This is a genomic window from Shouchella phoenicis (genome assembly GCF_047238345.1).
GTDB lineage: Bacteria > Bacillota > Bacilli > Bacillales > Bacillaceae_D > Shouchella.
On record NZ_JBDFMQ010000001.1, the window covers coordinates 705,635 to 726,684 of the forward strand.

At 39.6% G+C, this 21,050-nt stretch carries 15 protein-coding genes; 8 read left to right on the plus strand and 7 right to left on the minus strand.

All coding sequences use genetic code 11. From position 1 onward, the window contains the following. Positions 1 to 83 precede the first annotated feature (83 nt). Together ABC361_RS04055 and ABC361_RS04060 are read right to left on the minus strand one after the other, a co-directional pair. The gene (locus tag ABC361_RS04055) at positions 84 to 797 is read right to left on the minus strand and encodes a TspO/MBR family protein (RefSeq protein WP_413072797.1); all 714 of its coding nucleotides are present in this window, start codon (positions 795 to 797) and stop codon (positions 84 to 86) included. Positions 798 to 1,040: 243 nt separating this feature from the next. Beyond that, the gene (locus ABC361_RS04060; RefSeq protein ID WP_413072798.1) at positions 1,041 to 1,904 is read right to left on the minus strand and encodes a phosphotransferase family protein; all 864 of its coding nucleotides are present in this window, start codon (positions 1,902 to 1,904) and stop codon (positions 1,041 to 1,043) included. A gap of 224 nt (positions 1,905 to 2,128) precedes the next feature. Between ABC361_RS04060 and ABC361_RS04065 the strand changes: the two genes are divergently transcribed. After that, positions 2,129 to 3,352, plus strand: a complete 1,224-nt coding sequence (locus tag ABC361_RS04065) for an MFS transporter (protein WP_413072799.1) — start codon at positions 2,129 to 2,131, stop codon at positions 3,350 to 3,352. Between the two features lie 47 nt (positions 3,353 to 3,399). On the opposite strand, the gene ABC361_RS04070 is transcribed toward ABC361_RS04065, so the two are convergent. Then, positions 3,400 to 4,641 carry a hemolysin family protein gene (locus tag ABC361_RS04070; RefSeq protein ID WP_413075713.1) on the minus strand — a complete coding sequence of 414 codons (1,242 nt, stop codon included), beginning with the start codon at positions 4,639 to 4,641 and terminating at the stop codon, positions 3,400 to 3,402. A gap of 228 nt (positions 4,642 to 4,869) precedes the next feature. On the opposite strand from ABC361_RS04070, the gene addB reads away from it, so the two are divergent. From addB to ABC361_RS04085, 3 genes are all read left to right on the plus strand, one after another. Continuing rightward, complete coding sequence (addB, locus tag ABC361_RS04075; RefSeq protein ID WP_413072800.1) at positions 4,870 to 8,319, plus strand: helicase-exonuclease AddAB subunit AddB; 3,450 nt, start codon at positions 4,870 to 4,872, stop codon at positions 8,317 to 8,319. After that, the gene (gene addA / locus ABC361_RS04080) at positions 8,312 to 11,986 is read left to right on the plus strand and encodes a helicase-exonuclease AddAB subunit AddA (protein ID WP_413072801.1); all 3,675 of its coding nucleotides are present in this window, start codon (positions 8,312 to 8,314) and stop codon (positions 11,984 to 11,986) included. The genes addB and addA overlap by 8 nt, the downstream gene beginning before the upstream one ends. 215 nt (positions 11,987 to 12,201) lie before the next feature. Next, on the plus strand, positions 12,202 to 13,323 hold the full coding sequence (locus tag ABC361_RS04085) for a DUF418 domain-containing protein (RefSeq protein WP_413072802.1): 1,122 nt from the start codon (positions 12,202 to 12,204) through the stop codon (positions 13,321 to 13,323). Positions 13,324 to 13,376: 53 nt separating this feature from the next. On the opposite strand, the gene ABC361_RS04090 is transcribed toward ABC361_RS04085, so the two are convergent. The 3 genes from ABC361_RS04090 to ABC361_RS04100 form a co-directional block, all read right to left on the minus strand. After that, positions 13,377 to 14,267 (minus strand): TetR/AcrR family transcriptional regulator, encoded by an 891-nt coding sequence (locus tag ABC361_RS04090; protein ID WP_413072803.1) that lies wholly within the window; start codon positions 14,265 to 14,267, stop codon positions 13,377 to 13,379. Between the two features lie 105 nt (positions 14,268 to 14,372). Continuing rightward, complete coding sequence (locus ABC361_RS04095; RefSeq protein WP_413072804.1) at positions 14,373 to 15,578, minus strand: CynX/NimT family MFS transporter; 1,206 nt, start codon at positions 15,576 to 15,578, stop codon at positions 14,373 to 14,375. 166 nt (positions 15,579 to 15,744) lie between these two features. Continuing rightward, the gene (locus ABC361_RS04100; RefSeq protein ID WP_413072805.1) at positions 15,745 to 16,692 is read right to left on the minus strand and encodes a sigma-70 family RNA polymerase sigma factor; all 948 of its coding nucleotides are present in this window, start codon (positions 16,690 to 16,692) and stop codon (positions 15,745 to 15,747) included. Positions 16,693 to 17,200: 508 nt separating this feature from the next. On the opposite strand from ABC361_RS04100, the gene ABC361_RS04110 reads away from it, so the two are divergent. After that, the gene (locus ABC361_RS04110) at positions 17,201 to 17,635 is read left to right on the plus strand and encodes an NUDIX domain-containing protein (protein WP_413072807.1); all 435 of its coding nucleotides are present in this window, start codon (positions 17,201 to 17,203) and stop codon (positions 17,633 to 17,635) included. Between the two features lie 5 nt (positions 17,636 to 17,640). Further along, complete coding sequence (locus tag ABC361_RS04115) at positions 17,641 to 18,636, plus strand: phosphotransferase enzyme family protein (protein WP_413072808.1); 996 nt, start codon at positions 17,641 to 17,643, stop codon at positions 18,634 to 18,636. 5 nt (positions 18,637 to 18,641) lie between these two features. Here the strand turns inward: ABC361_RS04115 and ABC361_RS04120 are convergent, their stop codons facing one another. Beyond that, entirely contained in the window at positions 18,642 to 19,094 is a 453-nt protein-coding gene (locus ABC361_RS04120) for a MarR family winged helix-turn-helix transcriptional regulator (protein WP_413072809.1), read from the minus strand. An 89-nt stretch (positions 19,095 to 19,183) separates the two neighbouring features. On the opposite strand from ABC361_RS04120, the gene ABC361_RS04125 reads away from it, so the two are divergent. Both ABC361_RS04125 and ABC361_RS04130 read left to right on the plus strand, forming a co-directional pair. Continuing rightward, positions 19,184 to 19,615 (plus strand): GNAT family N-acetyltransferase, encoded by a 432-nt coding sequence (locus ABC361_RS04125; RefSeq protein WP_413072810.1) that lies wholly within the window; start codon positions 19,184 to 19,186, stop codon positions 19,613 to 19,615. A gap of 26 nt (positions 19,616 to 19,641) precedes the next feature. Continuing rightward, positions 19,642 to 21,045 (plus strand): DHA2 family efflux MFS transporter permease subunit, encoded by a 1,404-nt coding sequence (locus tag ABC361_RS04130; protein ID WP_413072811.1) that lies wholly within the window; start codon positions 19,642 to 19,644, stop codon positions 21,043 to 21,045. Positions 21,046 to 21,050: the final 5 nt, after the last annotated feature.

The window sequence follows — 21,050 nt, forward strand, 5'->3', positions numbered from 1 at the left end:
TCACCTGAAAGTCTTATCTTCTTAAAACCAATTTTGAGCGATAAAAAGAACCAAAAGTTTAAAGGACTTTTGGTTCTTGTTGTTTATCTTCTCTTGATTAATACGAACAGGACAACGGCAAGTTGAAGGACGATACATATGGCGGTCACAATTAAAATGCCTGTCATGCTGTTTTCTGCAAAGATAGCAGCATATGCCCATACAAAGACTAATGGATAGAAGATGTCACGATACGCAAGCGCAATGATGACTGCTAAAAGCGTACCTACAAGGAGCATAATAATGGTCCATGGCACTTCTCCTAAACCAAGGAACGTCGTAACATCACGCTGAACGAGCCATGCAAAAATGTTAACAATGGTAGCAACGGATACCCAACCAAGGTAGATGGAGAATGGGATACGATCAAACCAACGAAAGTCGAGTCGATTTATTTTAAAGTAAATCACGATCAAGGTTAACAATAGGCCTACAATAATGATGACTGATAAAAGCAACCATTCTTGTGTAAAGGCGATAATCCACATGCCGTTTAATAAAAAGTTTGCAGGTAGCCAGTACCCAACGCGTGTATAAATGTCGGCATTCCAACGATTTACGAAAAAAATACGAAGAATCCAAATGAACAACAACAGGTAAATTAATCCCCAAATAGAGAATGCAAATCCTGCTGGCTGTATAAGTGCTTGTTCCTGGTTGGCAACGGAACCAACGTTTGTTGTCGATAAGTAGTTCACGACTATCATAAAAGCAAAGAAAACTAAATAGATCACGCCTAAACGTGTTGTTTGCTTCATAGTAAATCCTCCTTGTTTTTTGTTTCTACTCGCTTATATTCACGCTTTTATTTCGACATAAACGTCGGATTTTAAAAGAATGTTAAATTTCGCTTTTAAAGTGAAATTATTTTATCACCCTACATCGTCTTATAAAAGCAAATATTCACCTCGAATGGAGAGCGTTTTCAACACAATCACAAGCTTTCGTCTATCGTTTGTTAAAGCTTCTTCGAAAACCATTATGAAAAACGACTCAAGTAGTTAGATTAGGTTAAATGGATCAGTGTAAATCATCTGAAATAATCGGTCAGAATCATCGCTTGGAACCTGCTCAGCTAGCCTTGCGCAGGCAAGGATTGGAAGCCACTTTAGAATCGCATCTTCGCTATCACCGGAAGCAGCACAATAAAGGCGTAAATAGAGTTCTCCAAGTGCTTGTGAATGGTTTGTGTAGAGCAAATAGGAGCGACACACGTCTGCAAGTTGATCACCGATACTCGCATCAACCCAGTCAATGATGACATTTCCTGCTTTTGTAGACAGGATATTTAGAAAGTGAAAGTCACCGTGACAAAGACAAAGACTTGTTTTAGATAAGTCGTCTAGCCGTAATGTTAATTCAGATCTTTTCTGAATGCTTACTTCTTCTACGCTCTGAATTTGCTTTTTGATTTTTGTTCTTAATTGTTCCATTTGGTTAACTTCTTTAAGCGGAATTTGATGTAAGTGTTGCTGTAACTGAATAGCGGTGGTGAGACCGCTGATAAGTGCTTCTGGCGAATGCACACTTTTTTCACCTAGAGGTTGCCCCTCTACATAGTCCATAACCAAAGCTTGTTGATGATCAATTACTCGAACATGATCTACTTTTGGTGTAGAAACCTTAAGAGAATAAGCGTAAGCATGCTTGTTATATTCCCTCCTCGCTTCGTCTTTTGGGCTGCGTGGATTGAACAATTTTATTGCTTTTTTGTCGTGATAATACAGCGTAGCGGTATTGCCAACTGCAAATGGGAAACCGAATATAGGATGAGCATGGTGTAGGCTAGAAGTTTCAACTGTTGTTTTTGAGAAAGATAAGGTTGGTAAGGCACGCTTAGCTAAATTTAGTGTGAACGTATCCATAAAGGTTCCCTTCTGTTTCAGGTTTATATTTTTTTAAAAGAAATGGGACAAATGATATTTAATAGTGTTAATATATAGAATATTACATAGAGAAAGAGTGATCAATCATGATAGTCTGCTTTGATATTCCCACTAAAAATAAAAAGAAAGCGGGAGTAAAACGGAGTGTTGCCTTCATATAAGCAGTAATGTTTGCTTCCGCTAATAAGAGCGGAGGAACATGTTTGAACAGGTTTCATATTTTTTTATGGATCGTCATAAGCCAAACCATCTCGCTATTAGGTTCGGCAATTACAAGATTTGCTTTAGGTATTTGGATTTATCAAGAAACCGGGCAAGTGATTCATTTTGCTATGATTTTAGTAGCCAGTTATTTACCAAGTGTAATCGTCGCACCTTTTGCAGGGAATGCCATTGATCGCTTTGGTCCAAAATGGGCACTGGTAGTAGGTGGATTACTTGGAACATCGGTTTTATTCTTAGGATTGATTTTCATTGTTTTTTCAAGTATGACCAGCTGGATTGCCCTAATGTTAGCAGGTATCCTTTCAGTAGTTAGCGCATTGGAAAGACCAGCATTACAAGCACTTACACCTCAACTAGTTGAGGATAAGCGGTTGTCGAGAGCAAACGGTCTGGTTGCCACAGGGACTTCTGTAGCAAACATTGTTGGTCCGGTGGTTGCAGGTATCCTTTATGCGTTTGGGGACATGGTCTGGATTGTCATCAGTAATGGCTTGAGCTATGCTGTTGCGCTCATGGTAGTTGTTGCTTTATGGGGTCGTTTTCCTAAGCGCGAATGCGTGAAAAATGAGAATGAAGGATTTTTGAAAGAGCTCATTCGTGGTTTTGTATACACATGGAATGAGAAAGCGTTACTTGCCCTCATCCTTTTTCACATGTGGGCAAATGTAGCATTGGGAATAAATAGTGTCATTCGGCAACCCTACCTTTTAGCCTTCGGTACAGAAGAGCAGTTTGGCTTTGTAACGGCTTTGTTTGGAGTAGGAATGGTGCTAGGTGGCTTCGTGATAAGCACAGTGAAAATCGAAACCAACAAAGTTTGGTGGATGCTTCTTGCCTCATTTGGAATGGGGGTTGCGGTTCTTACCACAGGTGCAACGGAAGCCATTCTCATTATCGGTGGACTATGGCTCTTTATGGGGTTTTGCTTACCGATCACAAATGCGTTGAGCATAACGTTGATTCAGCAACATGTGGAGCCAACTTATTTAGGACGTGTGTTCTCTATTGCGAGAATGCTATCTTGGGCTACATTACCGGTCGCGTACATTGTTGGGGGTATACTGGGAGACTGGTTGGTGAATATCGGAGTTTCTTCAGCTTATGGTCTCTTACTCATGAGTTCAGGTGTGCTCCTCCTTTTTTTCGTTTTTTATTATGGTGTGTCAAATAAAATGAGGCCGCTGGAAAAGCCTAAAAGATAAGCGCATCATTAAAAGCCATGGATCAAAGTCCATGGCTTGTTTGATTGTCACTCTGAAAGCGCCGGATCAATCGTTTTTGTGATTTGTACTCGTTCCACTTTCTTTTCATCCATCGCCAGAATTTCAAAGAGTAATTCTTTATAAGCAAGCTGTTCTCCTTTTGTTGGCAAATAGCCAAACTGATGAATAAGAAAGCTTGCTAAATTATCTTCTTCTTCAGGGATGTTGACATTAAAAGCATTGTTTAAACGTCTTAATGAAATTTTTCCGTCACATACAAGGCGAGACTCGGATTGTTCTTCAATAAGTACATCATCCACATCGGTTTCATCCTCGATATCTTGACCAATCATCGCTTCAATCAAGTCTTCATGGGTAATGATTCCTTCTGTTCCACCATATTCGTCTAATACAATGGCAAAATGTTTTTTCTCCTGTAACATCTTTTGGAAAACACGATTTACAGGATGGAATTCGTAGACGTAGAGTGGCTGTAAATCAGCTATTTCTCGAATAGGCTTGGTGGGTTCTTGGCTCCATTTTAAAACAAATTTAGAATGAAACACCCCGATAATATGATCGATATCTTCCTCGTAGACAGGATATCTTGTATATTGATTATCCAGTAAGATCTCTTTTGCTTCTTCAAACGTCACGTCAGCAGAGATTCCTTGAACATCAATTCGTGGTGTTTGGAGTACATCTGCTACATTTAAATGTTCAAAATCAAGCATGCCTTTAAGTCGGTAAACTTCGTCGTTTTTAAATGTTCCCTCTGTAAGTCCAATGTCGACCATCGCGCGCATCTCGTCTTTTGAGAAAGAAGCTTGATCCGCATCATTTTTACCAAGAAGTTTAATGATGAGCTGGGTAAATTTATTTAAGAGGTACGTAAAAGGTTTTAAAAGAGTTAGTACAACCTTCATCGGCGGATATACCAGATAAGCAATTCGATCTGGAAATGCTGCAGCAATTGATTTTGGTAGTACTTCAGAAAAGATAATGATCATGACAGTTAGAATACCAGTCGCCAGACCGACACTCCACCCATACTCAAGTGCAACGATCGTTACAAGAGATGGGAGTGTAATATTTGGAACATTATTCGCAATCAATATTCCAGGAATAAAATCATTTGCATTTGTTACAAGGTTTAATAATCGCTCTGATCTTTTATCTCCTTGAGCGGCTTTCGTCTGTAATCTCATTTTGTTTGCAGCGGTTAAAGCTGTTTCACTTCCTGAGAAAAAGAATGAAGCCATAAATAACAAAGCAATCGCTATGAATATCAAGATGGTTCCTCCATTTTTTGTTGTCAAAATTAAAGTGCTTCAGTAATGAAACATTTTACCAAGAAACCTTAAGGATGAAAAGGATAAGTAGTAGAATTGTTGCGTTTATTGTTCGTTAAAGATGATGGTTTATACACGAAAGCGTTGGAATACATAGGGATTCAACGTTTGTTTGGATTCGTGGTAAGATGAAAGCAAAGCGAACGGAAAAGGAGGGCGAAACGATTGATTCACTTTTATTTAGGAAGAAGTGGTAGCGGCAAGTCTACAAAAATGAAAGAAGAAATCATGACATACTTAAAGGAAGCCCCCGCTGACGGACCAGAAATTATTTTGCTCGTGCCTGATCAAATGTCGTTTCAAGTTGAGTATGATCTCGCAAAAAAAACGGGCGGGTTTTCAAGGTTAAGCGTATTAAGTTTACATTCTTTGGCCGAAAGGATTCTTGATGAGGTAGGTCAACGAGAGCGACCAATGCTTGATCGAACTGGCGTGCACGTTTTAATAAAAAAAATAATTGAACAGAAGAAAGACCAACTTCGAGTCTTTAAGCGTGCAAGTAACACAAGTGGATTTCTAAAAGAAATGGAGCAAATGATTCTTGAATTGCGTAGGCAAGAACTCTCGCCAGATCAAATACTTGTAGAAGGTGAAATGCTGTCACAAGCGATTCAAGATAAGATGCATGATGTTAAGCTTATCTTTCAAGGATTTGAAGAAACGTTTTCCAACCGTTTTTGGGATAAAGAAGAGCAGGTAAAGAGCGCAATAAAGGCTATTCCAGATGTAAGTATGTTAAAAGGTGCTTTCGTGTACATTGATGGCTTTTATGATTTCAGCAAGCTTGAACGCCGGTTTTTAACCGCTCTCTGTAATGAAGCGGCTACAACAAAAATGGCTCTAACATTAGATGAGCACTTAGGGCAATCCGATACGTTTTATTTGACGAATGAAACGTACGAATTAATGGTGCAATCGCTCCAACAACATAAGCTTCGTTATAAAGAAGAATGGTTTAAAGCCAATCACCGTTTTAATAAGACAGGGCTAGCATCACTGGAAGAAGCGCTCGTTTATCAAGATCATGAGGTCAGAGAAAACGATCAAAGTGTAAAGATCGTTGAAACGGTCAATCGCCGAGTTGAGATTGAATCTGTAGCCAAATCCATTCGCAGTTTAGTGCGAGAGCAAGGATACCGTTATACAGATATTGCAGTCATCACAAGGGATTTACACACATATAGTGATCTCATCCGACGAGTGTTTCCTACTTATGAGGTGCCGTTCTTTCTTGATGATACACATGGAATGATTCAGCATCAGCTCATTGAACTGATTCGATCGTCCTTTGAGGCGGTTATCCAAAGGTATCCATACGAGGCCTTGTTTCGTGCTTTTAAAACCGACTTATTTATTCCACTTGAAGAGGAACCAGTTGCATTTCGCGAAAAAATTGATGAACTTGAAAATGTGGTTCTCGCCCAAGGCATCAAAGGAAATCTCTGGTCCACCGCTCGCGACTGGCAATTGAAAAAAGCGCGTCACGGTTCCGGGGAAGAACCAACCGAAGAAGAGCTAGAAAAGAATGCAACGATGAACTGGTTGAAGAACGTCTTAATTGCTCCACTTAATCAATTTGAATCGAATTTAAAAAGAAGTGAAACGATTTCCGAGATGTGCCATGCTCTTTATACGTTTTTAATGGCGTTGTCGATTCCGGAAAAAATGAACCATCTACAAAGGCAAGCGGAAGAGCGCGGGGACATTCAGATTAGTAGCGAATACAGCCAAGTGTGGGAGGGGGTTCTATCAATTCTCGATCAACTTGTCGATATTGGTGGAGAAGATGAAGTGACCGTCACTACTTTTTTTCACACACTAAATGCTGGGTTTGAAAATATGAGTTTTAAAATTGTTCCTCCAGCGATTGACCAGGTTACTGTGGGAGACATGGAGCGTTCCCGTTTACCGAAACCACGTGCGACCTTCATCGTTGGGCTAAATGAAGGCATCATCCCATCACGACCACGTGAAAAAGGGATGGTAAGTGAGCAGGAAAGAATCGCATTGCAACATGCAGGTCTTTCGCTCGGTCACACAGCAACAGACAAGCTCTGGCATGAAGCATTTTATGCGTATATGAGTCAAACGAGTGCATCGGAGGCACTAACCGTATCGTACGCCCTTGCTGATGAGGAAGGGGCAGCTTTACTTCCTTCTCCTTTGATACGTCATATCCACGATTCTCTGAACGATGTAGAGACTGTATTCGTGCAAAATGAGCCAGAAGCTGAAAGGTATAATCAAGCGATTGAATATATAACACATCCAAAACAAGCCATGTCACAACTCATCCGGCAACTGCAAAAATGGAAGCAAGGAGAGGAAATTGATTCAATTTGGTGGGATGTCTACAACTGGTTTAGAACGCATGCAGAATGGCACGGCCCCCTAAAATTAGGTCTGGAGAGCTTAGACTACACGTATACCCATATTCCTCTGTCAAAGGAAACTACACAAGACATATACAACGCCCATCTAGTGATGAGCGTAAGCCGAATGGAGTTGTTTAAACAATGCTCGTTCCGTCATTTCAGTCAATACGGTTTACGACTAAAAGAACGAGATGTGTATCGATTAGAAGCCTTTGATATTGGGGAGCTTTTTCATATGGTGTTAAAAAGGCTGTCAGAAAAGCAAAAAGATCGAAACAAAACATGGAAGACCCTTTCCTATGAAGAATGCCGCAAGATGACGTCGGAAGCGGTGGAAGAAATTGCACCTACGATTCAGCGTGAGATTTTGATTAGTACAAACCATTACCAGTATATAACAGGTAAGCTCCATGATATCGCTGTTCAGGTAACGGAAGCATTGCGCCAGCAAGCGTTGTTATCGGATTTTGAAACTGTGGAATTAGAAGTTGCATTTGGTCCGCAAAAACCCCTATCGATTCCTTCATACAAATTAGAAAATGGGATGAGTATGACGGTTCAAGGTCGAATTGATCGAATTGATCAAGCTGAAAGGGATGGGCAGTCGTATCTTAGTGTCGTCGACTATAAATCAAGCCCAACATCCTTATCTTTTTCTGATGTAATTGAAGGGATTTCCTTGCAAATGCCTGTGTACTTAACAGTTGCTTTAAAAGGTTCTGAAGCGTGGTTAGAGAAATCCTCAGAAGTGGGGGGGATGTTTTATTTTCATCTCCATAACCCAGTGCTTGAAGAGGATACGAATGAAGACGAACAACGTTTAAAAGCATTTCAATTAAACGGATGGATGAAAGATGATCGTGGTGTTGCCGAATTATTTGATAAAAGCTTTGTTGAAAAGAATAAATCAAATGTCGTTCCAGTTGAATTTAAGAAAGACGGTTCGTTTCATAGTCGCTCAAAAGTGTTAACAGAAGACCAGTTTCAAACACTATTTGCATACACAGAACAAAAAATGATTGATATCGGGAATGAAATGGTAAGTGGAAAAACGACAGTAGCGCCTTACCAAAAGGAAAATGGACAAATTGCATGTACTTACTGTCCTATGCAAGCCGTCTGTCAATTCGACCCATCGTTACCTGGATTTCAATATAATGAACTCATGAAAAGAAAAAATAGCGATGCATTAGAAGAAATGCAGGAAGCAATTGATATAAGGGGGAGCGATCATGCCTAAATGGGAGATGCAAGAACGGCCAAACGATGTGACATGGACGGACGAACAATGGCAAGCGATCTCTCTAAAAGGCGGAAATATTCTTGTTGCTGCAGCAGCTGGAAGTGGAAAAACAGCCGTACTTGTTGAGCGTATTGTTAAACGAATCATGGATCCGGCAGATGAAGCTGAGATAGATCGTTTGCTTGTAGTGACGTTTACAAAAGCCGCGGCAGCTGAAATGAAAGAACGCATTGGCAAGCGAATAGAGGAAGAACTGAGTGTTCGACCAACGCCTTATTTAAAAAGGCAGTATCGCCTATTAAATCGCGCAACGATCTCAACGTTACATTCCTTTTGTTCAGATTTAATTCGAAAACATTATTATGATATTCATGTAGATCCAACGGTACGGCTCGCGAACGACACAGAGCGAGAATTGTTAAAAGAAGAAGTGTTAGAGGCGTTGTTGGAACGTTATTATACACATGAGAAAGAAGCATCTCCTGATTTTTATACGATGGCTGAAGCATATAGTGGCGATCGGACAGATACCAATTTGCGAGCACTTATTTTAAATTTATATACCCGTTCACGGTCTCATCCAAATCCAGATCAATGGCTTGAGCAAAGTGCAACCATGTATGAAGATTCGGTTGAGGATATCGCTACAACCCCATGGGGACAGGTCATTGTGGAAGAAGTCTTAAACTATGTGGCAGGGGCACGAGCGAATCATGCTCGCGCAGTTGCGCTAGCAGAACGAGAAGATGGTCCAAATTTCTATCACGAACGTTTAGTAGAGGAGGGGTCAGCCCTTGAGAGCCTTGAATCTAATTATGATTGGGATGGCCTTTATAACCAGTTAGAAACCTTTGCATGGAATAGACTTCCAAGTAAGAAAAAAGACGACCCGGCAGATCCTGAATTAATAACGAAAGTGAAGCAATTGCGAGATGAAAGCAAAAAACTTCTTCAAAAAGCACAAGAATTAATGGTAGGCAATGAGGCCGAAAATACAACGCGCCTTTATCAGATGCGTGGACGTGTTCGCGTGTTAACTACGCTCGTACAAGAATTTGCGCAGGCGTATCGTGAACTAAAAGAAGAACGTTCGTTAATGGACTTTGATGATCTAGAACATTTCGCTCTTGAAATTCTAAGCGATGAATCAATTGACCACCCATCTACAACCGCTTTGCAGTACAGGGAGCATTTTCAAGAAGTGTTAACAGATGAATACCAAGATACAAATCGAGTACAAGAAGCGATTCTTAATCTAGTCGGCAACGGTCGAAATCGGTTTATGGTTGGTGATGTGAAGCAGAGTATTTATCGATTTCGTTTAGCGGAACCTGGATTATTTATTGAGAAGCAAGACACCTATGCCACACTGAATGCGCCGCTTCACGATCTTCAAGAAGTTCAAGGTATTCGAATCGATCTGGCGCATAATTTTCGGAGCCGGTCAGAGGTGTTGCATGCTGTTAATTATGTCTTTGCACAAACCATGGACAAGCACGTGGGAGAAGTGGTGTATGACGACACACAAGCATTACGTTACGGGAATCTTGATTACAATACGGAAGATGAAGGATACGACATCCATGTAGCGCTTCTCGAAAAGGATGATGAAGAAACGAGCGGGTTTGAACCGTCCGCTGAAAAAGAAGCACGATGGACAGCAAGTAAAATTCAAGAATTAATTACGAATGGCTACCCTGTTTATGATAAAAAAACAAAACAGCTTCGGCCGATTCAATATCGTGATATTACGATTCTTATGCGGTCACTGCCTTCAGGACCAATCTATGTAGACGTATTTAAAGAGGCAGGTATCCCTTTATACTCAGATCGAGATGAAGGGTATTTCCGACACGTTGAAGTGCAAATCATGCTATCACTACTGAAAATTATTGATAATCCATTTCAAGATATCCCACTTGCTGCGGTATTGCGCTCGCCAATTGTTGGTCTAACGGATGAACAGCTGGCACATATTCGTGTTAATCATGTGGAAGGTTCATTTTATGAGGCTGTACAGGCTACACTTGCTATCGACCCTGGAGCGGAACCACTAAAGACTAAACTTGCTCATTTTTATACCCAACTACAAGAGTGGCGTGTTAAAGCACGAACAACACCATTATCAACTTTTATATGGTCACTGTTTTCAGAGACAGGCTACGATATCTTTGTTGGTGGATTACCGGGAGGGAAGCAGCGTCAAGCCAATGTGCGCGCGCTGTATGACCGAGCAAAAGCATTCGAAGATACTTCGTTCCGAGGAATTTTTCGCTTTTTACGTTTTGTTGAGCGTATGGAGGAGCAGGGTGACGATTTTGAGAGTGCACGTACAATAAGTGAACAAGAAAATGTCGTTCGTTTGATGTCGATCCATAAGAGTAAAGGTCTTGAATTCCCGGTCGTCTTTGTTGTAGAGATGTGGAAGCAGTTTAATTTAATGGATACCCGTAGGCCAACTCAAATTCATCAAACATTGGGATTTGGTTCAACGTATTTGGATATCGAGCGCCGTATCAAATATTCAACAATTCCTGAAGTTGCAATAAAAAAATTACAAGAGCGAGAACAGATATCGGAAGAATTACGCATACTCTATGTTGCGTTAACAAGAGCAAAAGAGAAATTATTCATGCTTGGTAGTGTGAAAGATCGAGAAACAAAATTAATGGAATGGGAAGAGCAAGCTGAACAAGCGCTTCCTCTTTATGATCGTAAACAAGCAAGGCGTTTCTTTGATTGGGTTATTCCCGCTGTTCTTAGACATGCAGATATTGAGCGCATCAACGATCCCGAAACCCATGAGTCAAAATGGCTGTTAGATGAACAAGCTGAAGTGCCTGAACTTAAGAATGTTCAATCGCTACCTTCGAACGAGCGTGTTCAACAGTTAAAGAGACTAGAGTATGTGCCATCGTCTTCAATTGAATTGGAAGCAGAAGTCGACCGTCGTTTAGATTTCAGCTACCAATATCCAGTCGCGACTCAAACATTCGCCAAACAAAGTGTGACGGAGTTAAAGCGTAAGTACAACTGGAAAGAGTTTACTGAAGAAGAACAACCCCAGTCGTTTAGACAAGCGACTAGTATGAAAGAACCAACCTTTTTAAAAAAACAACAAAAGTTAAGCGCGGCAGAAAAAGGAACACTGATGCATCGTGTGATGCAGCGGCTATCATTCACTTCAGGAGAGCCTACAGTCATAAAAAGCGAAGTCGAAGGGATATGTAGGCAGCTTGGGTTTAACCGTGAAGAACGAAGCGCCATTTATGATAAACGTATTGTTGATTTTCATCAATCCACAATTGGCAAACGATTAATAAACGCGACTCAAATGAAAAGAGAAGTGCCATTTTCATACGTCCAACCAAAACATTCATTTGCTCATCAAGAGGCTGATGATGATGAGGATGTAGTTCTCATACGTGGCATCATCGATGTGTTATTTTGGGATGAAGATGGTGAATTAATTTTACTTGATTATAAAACTGACCGGGTACAGTCTCTTCAAATAGAGGAAGCCGACTTAAATAAGTTGTTAAACGAGCGTTATCAACATCAGATGAACCAATATAAGCAAGCGATTGAAAGCATCTGGAAAGTGGCTGTTAAAGAATGCTGGCTCTATTTCTTTGATGGTGGCCATGAAGTGAATGTAAAGTAAAAATGTACACATCTATGCGCATAAAGCGTGTGGATGTGTTTTTTTGGTATGGGGCTTATTTCATATAAAACTGGTAATAAGAAACGCTTACTTTACAATAAAATGACTGATAAACGATATAATCCATTTATTGTAAGTTATTAAACGGTGTGTTAAATTGAACTCGATGGTTTTATAAATGACTATAAAGTATAATGCCTTGATGGGAGAGGGATATGCCAAAAAAACGCTACATTTCATTTGATCTTGCGCGAGGGATGATGTTGTTACTTGTTGCTCTGGCTCATGCACAAATCTTTATTAGTGGAACGATTCTTGTTCGTCCTGAGGGGAATGGTGTGGTGGATAGCCTATTAAACTATGCCTCTGTATTTTTTGTTGATAATCGGGCTAGAGCTATGTTTGCACTATTGTTCGGATACGGCATCACCCTTGTTATTCGAAGTTACGTCCGAAAACAAAAGAGTCACTTAGAAATACGAAAATCCATCAATCGGCGTGCAATTGCGTTGTTGATTTTTGGATTCTTATTATCGGTTGTTGTAGGGGGAAAAGACATTCTTGCCATATATGGTGGGGGCCTCTTGCTGATTCATTGGTTCTTATATCGTAGCGACAAATTGCTTGAGCGAACGATGGTCACACTGCTCATCTTTTTTGTTCTCATTTTACCGTTTGTATGGGCGGCCATGTCGACTATGGGAATGGAAACAATTTTTCAAGGTTCGAACAGTTATGTCGACCAGTTAATTGATGGAACGATGCAATTTATAATGGGTGGACCTATTCTAGGAAACTTTGTTTTACCTGTCATTCTCTCCATTCTAATTGGCGTTTGGTTTGGTCGAAAGGGTTTATTAAACGAAGATAAAAAGCATCGACCATTTTTGAAAAAAGTCGCGGTCGGAGGTATTTTCATCTCGCTTGTAGGCGCGATTCCACATGCGCTATATAGCAATGGAGCGTTACAAGTCGAGCATGCTTATGTGATCGGCTTAATCTTTACTGCCCATATGCTAACAGGGATTGCTGGCGGATGTGGATATGCAGCATTATTTGGATTAATTGGACCCCATTTCAATAAGACAAATCCAATCGTCGTTGGCATCACGGCGCTAGGGAAACGTTCTCTAACGTTTTTCATTGTAAATGAGATTCTTTTATTAATGCTTCTTTCTTCAGGAGGTCTAGATTTAGCCAGTCAACTAAGCATTGCGCAAGTATGGCTTGTAGCAGTTCTCGTTTGGCTATTCTCAATCGGAATGGCATCTGTTTTAGAATGGAAGAAAAAAAGCGGTCCTTTTGATTATCTGTTTCGTCGATTTGTATATCGCTAGTAGAGATGGAAAACCCGGTTAAATCATTTGATTTAACCGGGTTTTTCCTATCTTTAGCGACTAAAGTGAAGTTGAAGTTGATCCACCAGTGTATCTACTAATGTTTGCTCCATATTTGCTTCTCTTAAATTGTGAATCATCCCTTTAATAATTGTATGGTTGGGATGAGTGTGTAGGAGTTCTTTTTCAATTAATAAAATGGATTCTAGGACATCATTGCTGTAAGGAGTTGTTTCTTTTTTTACTGCGATCTTTAATGCTTGAGTTAGTTCTAATGGGTGACTATAGCCTTCTACCGAATGGTTTGCGTGCATAAGCGAACGAAGTTGAGAATTGAAAAGCGGGGGATGGTTGATGGCTGAATAATGTGTAAATATAAGATCAGCTTGATCCATACAGTATGGAATGACCTCATCAATCGACACAGGTAATTGATGCGTCATAACAAGCTCTAAATAATGTTTCGTAATTCCTATGAGCGTTAAAGCCCCGTCTGTAACATAGGGCTTAAAAGAAGGACCATAAAGGTTTTCTAATGAGTGTTCAAGCCACCAAATACTTAGTTCTTGCTTATTCTGTATATGTTGGTAAGTTGCGATATTATCAATTTCTGTAAGTTCTTGATCGTGAACGTTATAAAACGGTTGATTATCGATGTAATGATGAACAATCGCTTTGAGTTGCTCAGCAAGTTTTTCTTTTAATGATAAGTTGGGCTGCTTGTCAATACGTGCAATTTGTTCATCTAAGCGTCGTGAATCATGCTCTAAAATACTAATAAACAAGTCTTCTTTCGATTTGTAGTACAGGTATAACGTACCTTTTGATAAACCAGATGTTTCCGCAATGTTTTGCATAGAAGTTCCTTTGTAGCCCTTCAATGAAAATAAGTGTTTCGCCGTCATTAAAATATCAATTTCTTTATTGTGATTTTTTTGCCGCATCGTTTCACCTCCTCCTTACGCCAAGCTTATCACAAAACATGTAGGCAGTAGAACGGATGTAGTTAGACGAAAAACGCCTTTTTTTGTAAAGGCGTTTTTAAACCACTAGATTGCAATTTTTCGATCCTTCCCAGCAGCATAGCCAAATAGTGATATACCAATTGCTGCAGACATGAGAATAAGGAGTGGTACCGTCCATCCATTTGTCCATTCAGCAATGGTACCAAGAAAGAAGGGACCAAGTGCCGCAATCATATAGCCGACCGATTGTGCCATACTAGACAATTGCGAGGATTGTTCCACTGAATGTGTCCGTAACACGAAGAACATCATCGCTAAACTAAAAGCCGTTCCCATACCCATTCCAGTAATGATTAAAAAGACGAGCGTTAGTTGAGAGGCTGTTAAGGCTACCCCAACGAGACCTGTTAAAAAGAGCAGTCCAGCACCAACGCCGACCCACGCTTGATTGTTTAATTTTGCTGCGAAAATCGGAACAAAAAACGTTGCTGGAATTAACCCTATTTGCATAAGTGCCATGAACCAACCTGCTTCATTTTCACTAAACCCTTTAGTAAGTAAAATATCCGGTAGCCACGTAAAAAGGCTATAAGGAATGAAAGATTGTAAGCCCATAAAGAGAGAGACGGACCAGGCAATCTTTGATTTAAAGATAGAGGAGGAAGGCTGGTTATTTACTTTACCTGGAACTTTTTTTCGCGACGATCGAATAACGGGAAGTCGTAAACAAATAAAAAATACCGCAATCGATGATAAAACGGCCCATAAAAGTAAGGCATACTGCCAATTAAATGCCGATGCTTCTGCTAATGGAACGGATAATCCAGACGCAAGTGCACCAAATAGATTCATAGAAACAGAGTAGATGCCCATCATAATACCAATACGCAATGGGAAGCTAAGTTTAATCAAACCTGGCATCAATACGTTTCCGACAGCGATTCCAAGTCCGAGTAGTAAGGTTCCGAGTAATAGCATAGGTGTATTCCCTAAAGAACGAAAGATGATGCCAATTGTTAGGGTAATCATAGCTATTAAGAGCATAAGCTCCATTCCTGTTTTACGAGAAATTTTAGGAACTAATGGGGAAAACAAGCCGAACATAAGTAAAGGAAGAGTATTCACTAGCCCAATTGTAAAATTGGAAACAGCCAGATCTTCTCTAATAAACGGGATTAAAGGACCGAATGAAGTCATCGGTGACCGTAACGTAGCAGCAATTAATAAAATGGAGACAAGTAACAAAAACGTGTAATAATTCTCTTTCTTGTTTGAATGAAGTTTTTGCATCAGTACCCCCCTTTTCACTATTAATAAAATGAGTTTGTTCGTTGAAGTCACAATGCCTCATTGTACTACTGTGAAAGGAGGGAATCAAGCAGGTTCTCGATCTATGAATAAGCGAGAAGAAGTTCCTTATTGAAGATGGGTGACTATAAAAAGAGAGAGGCTTGTCTTAAAGAGATCTAACATGAACATCTCCCCAATAGTACCCATTTTTTATAACAGGCTTTTCCAGTAAACGACCAATTTCTAATAAAAACTCTGGACAGTAATAGTAATCTCTAATTTGGAAGATTGCTTTTTCATTGTACGTTAATTCGTGGATGGTGTTAACGGCTTCACGTTCACCATCTGGTACTGTGACAACAAAAAAGAGTCGTTGATTCTTATAAACATAAAAGGTACCATTCATCGTTACAGGATCTGCAGCCCAATCAGTTAAAGAATTTGTACGTATTGTTGTTCGGCCATACTCTTCAGTAACCCCAACAACTTCCATGACAGCATCTTCATGGAGTAGCGAAACAATACCTTCTATATTACGTTGGTTAAATGCTTGAACATATGCATTTAAAAGAGAACTATTTGGTTCGGCTTTTTGAATGGACAAAGAAGAATCGTTGAAACTGGATTGTCGTAATGTATGTCTAGCACGATGTAGAAGGGAACGCACAGCTCCTTCAGAAAGGGAAAGCATTGCACCAACTTCCTTTGCTTGAAACTCAAAAACATCAATGAGCACAATGCATACATGTTGCTTTGGCGGTAATAAGTGAATGAGGTAATCAATTGCTTCTGATAGGTCAACAGGAGAAATTGGATCGGTTATGGGTTCATTTTCTGGAAGAAGAGCCGTATGATAAACGCCTTTTTGTTTTCGTTTAGCATCAATCCAAGTATTCGTAGCAATTCGAAATAAATAAGATTTTGGATGTTTCGATTGATACAGATGCGTTAGTTTAGCAAATGCTTTTAACAACGAATCCTGAACGAGATCCTCGGCATCCCAAGGAGAGCCTGTTAATTTAAGACAGTATGACCAGAGCGCGGCTCGATCATCTTTAATTAATACTTCAAATTCGGACCTTAAGGACCGAGAAGCTGTATACATGTTTTCCATTCAGTTGGACGCTCCTTTTTTCAGTTAATTACTACTATAACGTAAAAGAGGCAATAAACCGTTCGGTAATAAATGATTTTTATAAATTATAAATTTTCGATATAATAAGAGGCAAGTCTATTTTCCTATATCAGAAAGGAGAAGGGAAAAGTCATGAACATCCCAATTCAAACAATTGGCGTAGCGGAGAGGGGTTAATCCCGTTTCCTCCTTCATTTCTCGAATTGCGGCTTCATACGCCAATGTATACAACTAATACTTTTGACCAATTTTATGACCCCAAAAGAAATATCATTTATATGGCCCCGGTTTTCGTTGCGTTTGTCTCGACAAAAGGACATGTCAGGTTGAATGAGGAGCATAGCAAATTCGAATGGTGTTCGTTTGAAAGTGCGAAAGCTGTTTTAACGTTTCCAGGAACCGAAGCTGTTTTAACTTTCATAGAAAATCATTTTGTTCATCGAACGCCTTTAGAGCTGCTAAAGATTGATCAGTTGGAGGTGCAAACGTGTTCATTGTAAATGTTGAAGGAGCTGTGTGGAGTGAGGGGAAATGGCTAGTAATCGAAAGAAGTATAAAAGAAGATCATGCGGGTGGATTGCTGTCGTTTGTTGGAGGAAAAGTGGAGTCACCAGGAGTGGATAAAGATGTATTAGAAAAAACAGTTCAACGTGAGTTTCTTGAAGAAGTTGGATTAAAGTTGAAAGCGAAAATGACATATGTGTGCAATACGTCATTTTTATATTATGATACGCATGTTATTGACATCGTTTATTTATGCGAAATGGAAGAAGGGAGTAAGCCATCCATTATAAGTCCTGATGAAGTGGCAGCCATTTACTGGTTGAAATATGAAGAAATGAAATTGCGCAGCAACGCACCGGAATATTTATTGGAAGCTGTGCGAATGGCGGAGAAAGTACGAGTACGTAAACTGGAGTGAGGGGAATGGAACAGCGATTACAGCAATTGTTAAATGAACTGTACGAGATAAAATGTGACCAAGTGAAGGCAGTGACAAACGAGATGTTTGCATGTAGAAATGAGAAAGAGTGTTATTTTGTCCGTGTAACAAATTATAAAACTGCAGAAGAGCAGCAAGCAGAAGTGGACTGGACTGTGTGGCTCTATGAGCAAGGACTAGCTGCACCGAAAGTCATCTTCTCTAAACGAGATCTCTCAATTGAAACCATAACCTATAAACACAAAACGGTACGCATGGTCGTCTATCAAGCGGCTTTAGGAAGACATGTACAGAAGAGTGAGTGGACTGGCCCTTTATTCGAACGATTAGGGAAAGAAATTGGTAAAATTCATGTTATGTCGCAAGCGTATTCTGGCAACAAGACAGCGATTAAAGATTGGCATGTGAATGATGAATACAATTGGACTAAACACATACCTAAAGAAGAAAAGGCTGTTCGAGCTACGATCGCAGAAATTTTTCGAGAGGTAGAAGAATTACCAAAAACAAAGGAGACTTACGGACTGGCTCATGGAGATGTGTGGCTAGAGAATGTCGTAGTCGACAAAACGAACCTTACGCTCATTGATTATCAAGATTGCGAAAAGCATTTTTATTTATTTGATTTAATTGTGCCCGTTTATAGTGCGATGGAGTATTCATTTGATGGGAAAGGGAGCATTGTCGAGTATGTTCATGAGATAACGAAAGCAATTTTTCGAGGGTATGCTTCTCAATGTACGCTACCACCTGCACATATCGATCATGTATTGCTAATGTTTAGACTAAAAGAAGTGGCTGATTATATGCTTATGCACATCTATGGAAGCGACGTGCCGACAGAAGAAGAAGAGCGTTTGTTCAACCTCTATCGATTAAAAATTGAACAAAATCAAATTCGAACCATCGTAACAGAAGAGTTAATTGTGGAATTAAAAGCGTTATTTAAGGAAGAGAAAGGGGTGGAGCCTTCCTCTTAAAATCGTTAATAATCTCGTTTATTGCCCTTTTTGACTTCGTTCCAATCTACATTAATGTTATCGCTAACTTTTTGAAGGAGGTCAAAAAGTGTTTCAATTTCATCTATGGATAAACCTTTTAAGGCTACTGCTTCAGAATGATTATTTTCACGTAATAAAAATTGATACACGTCTTTTCCTCGATCTGTGGGGAAAAGTTTTTTTATTTTTTGATTCGTTGGATCCTCTTGCTTATAAATAAAACCCTGGCTTTCTAATTTTTTGACGGCTCTTGCTGTAGTTGTTCGATCAACCTTTAACATTTCTGCAAGTTTCTCTTGAATGGAGCCTGGGTGTTCACAAATACGAATTAAATATAGGTATTGTCCTTTTGTTAATTCAATTTCTTTAAATTCAATATTGCTAATGGAATCGAGGGCACGGGCAATGGTGCCAATTTCACGTAGGATTTCTTTCATTAAATAAAACTCCTTTCTTTTTTGTTGCAAATACAACAAAAATAAGTTACGTTAAAGTTGACTATTCGAATAGAAATGAGGCTACAAATATGGATCAACAAATTATTATGAATCAAGAGCAGTTAGAAGAAGCGTTCGCTATCCGCAAAAAAGTATTTGTAGAAGAACAACACTGTCCAATTGAAGATGAATTTGATTCATTTGATGACTTAACAGCCGATTGTACACATGTTTTAGTTTATTATAACGAAAAACCAGTCGGTACGGGAAGGGTTCGTCGTGTTGAAACGAAAGCAAAGCTAGAGCGAATCTGCCTTTTAGAAGAATATCGAATGCACGGTTTAGGAAAAGAAATCATTGCTTTGCTTGAAGATGTTGCAGGAAAGCTAGGTTGTGAGCATGCCATTTTACATGGTCAAACCCATGCAGAGGGGTTTTATAAAAAATTAGGATACGTCACGACATCTGATGTATTTGAAGAAGACGGGATTCCACATATTAGAATGGAAAAGTCTCTTTAAGTTAAATGGGAAGGGAGGCGAAAACGATGTCTGTTGAATTATTAACGCCTTTTCGTAAAAAGATGCTGGTGGTCTCTATTTTATCTGCGTCTTTTTTGTTTTTGTTAAATCAATTTTTATTAATTACAGCGTTTCCACAAATTATGGACGATTTCTCGGTTAACGCCACTCAAGTACAGTGGTTAACAACCGCTTTTTTATTGACTACAACCATTTTAATTCCTACAATGGGCTATTTTATGGGACGATTTAATGCGCGATCGTTAACGTTTGTTGCCATTTCTTTTTTTATTGCAGGAACCATTCTAGCGATTTTTGCTCAAACGTTTTCTTTGTTAATTGTAGCAAGAGTTGTGCAAGCGGTTGGAGCTGGAATGATGCTGCCACTTGTCCAAACGGTTTTACTGCTTGTCTATCCAATTGAAAAGCGAGGGTATGCCATGGGTCTGATGACCATGGTTGTTAATGTCGCGCCTGCAATTGGTCCATCAATTGCGGGTTATATTGTTGACTTATCAAGCTGGCGCTTTTTATTTTGGCTGGTATTGCCGTTAGCAGTTTTATTACTTGTTTTAAATGTGATTTTTATGAGAAATATTACTGAGAAAGCGAACGCAACATTAAGCGTGCCATCGCTATTCTTTTCGGCAATCGGATTTGCTGGTATCATCTTAGCTATCAGTAACTTCAGTGTCTATGGAATCAGCTTGTATGTCATTATTCCCGCCGTTATTGGGGTTATGTCGTTAAGCGTCTTTATTTGGAGTCAATTAACATCTGAGCAGCCGATGTTAAATTTACGACTATTTCGTTTAAAGTGGTTTGTCCATGGTACAGTTCTGTCTTTCTTAATATCGGTATTGCTGTTATCAACTGAAACGCTCCTGCCACTTTTCATTCAAGATGTCCAAAATCGATCTGCTTTTATTTCAGGAATGACATTACTTCCAGGAACGTTATTGCTTTCCGTAACGTCTTTCCTCGCCGGACGATGGTTTGATCGTTATGGAGGCAAAATTTTAGGGATTATTGGCTATTCCATAATGGTTTTAACATTTGTTTGGTTTACTTTTATGGGAGCCGAGACGAGTGTGGCCACTATGATCATTTGTTTTAGCTTATTTATGGGGGCGGTAGGTATTGTTATGACACCTGCTACAGCCATTGCTATGAATGCACTGAAGCAAAAAGATCTTCCTCATGGTACAGCCATCTTGAACACTGTTAAGCAATTTGCCGCTGCATTAGGGGTGACGGTTTTAACAACACTAGTCAGTTTAAGTGCAGCTCGACCAGAATACAGCTATGCAGAAGGGACATTAATTGGTTTATCACTAGCATTTGCAACAATGGGTGTGCTTTCTTTCATTGCGCTATTGCTAGCAATCTTTACACGAAATCGAAGCAAGTCATCAAATACGTTCATGTAATCCTG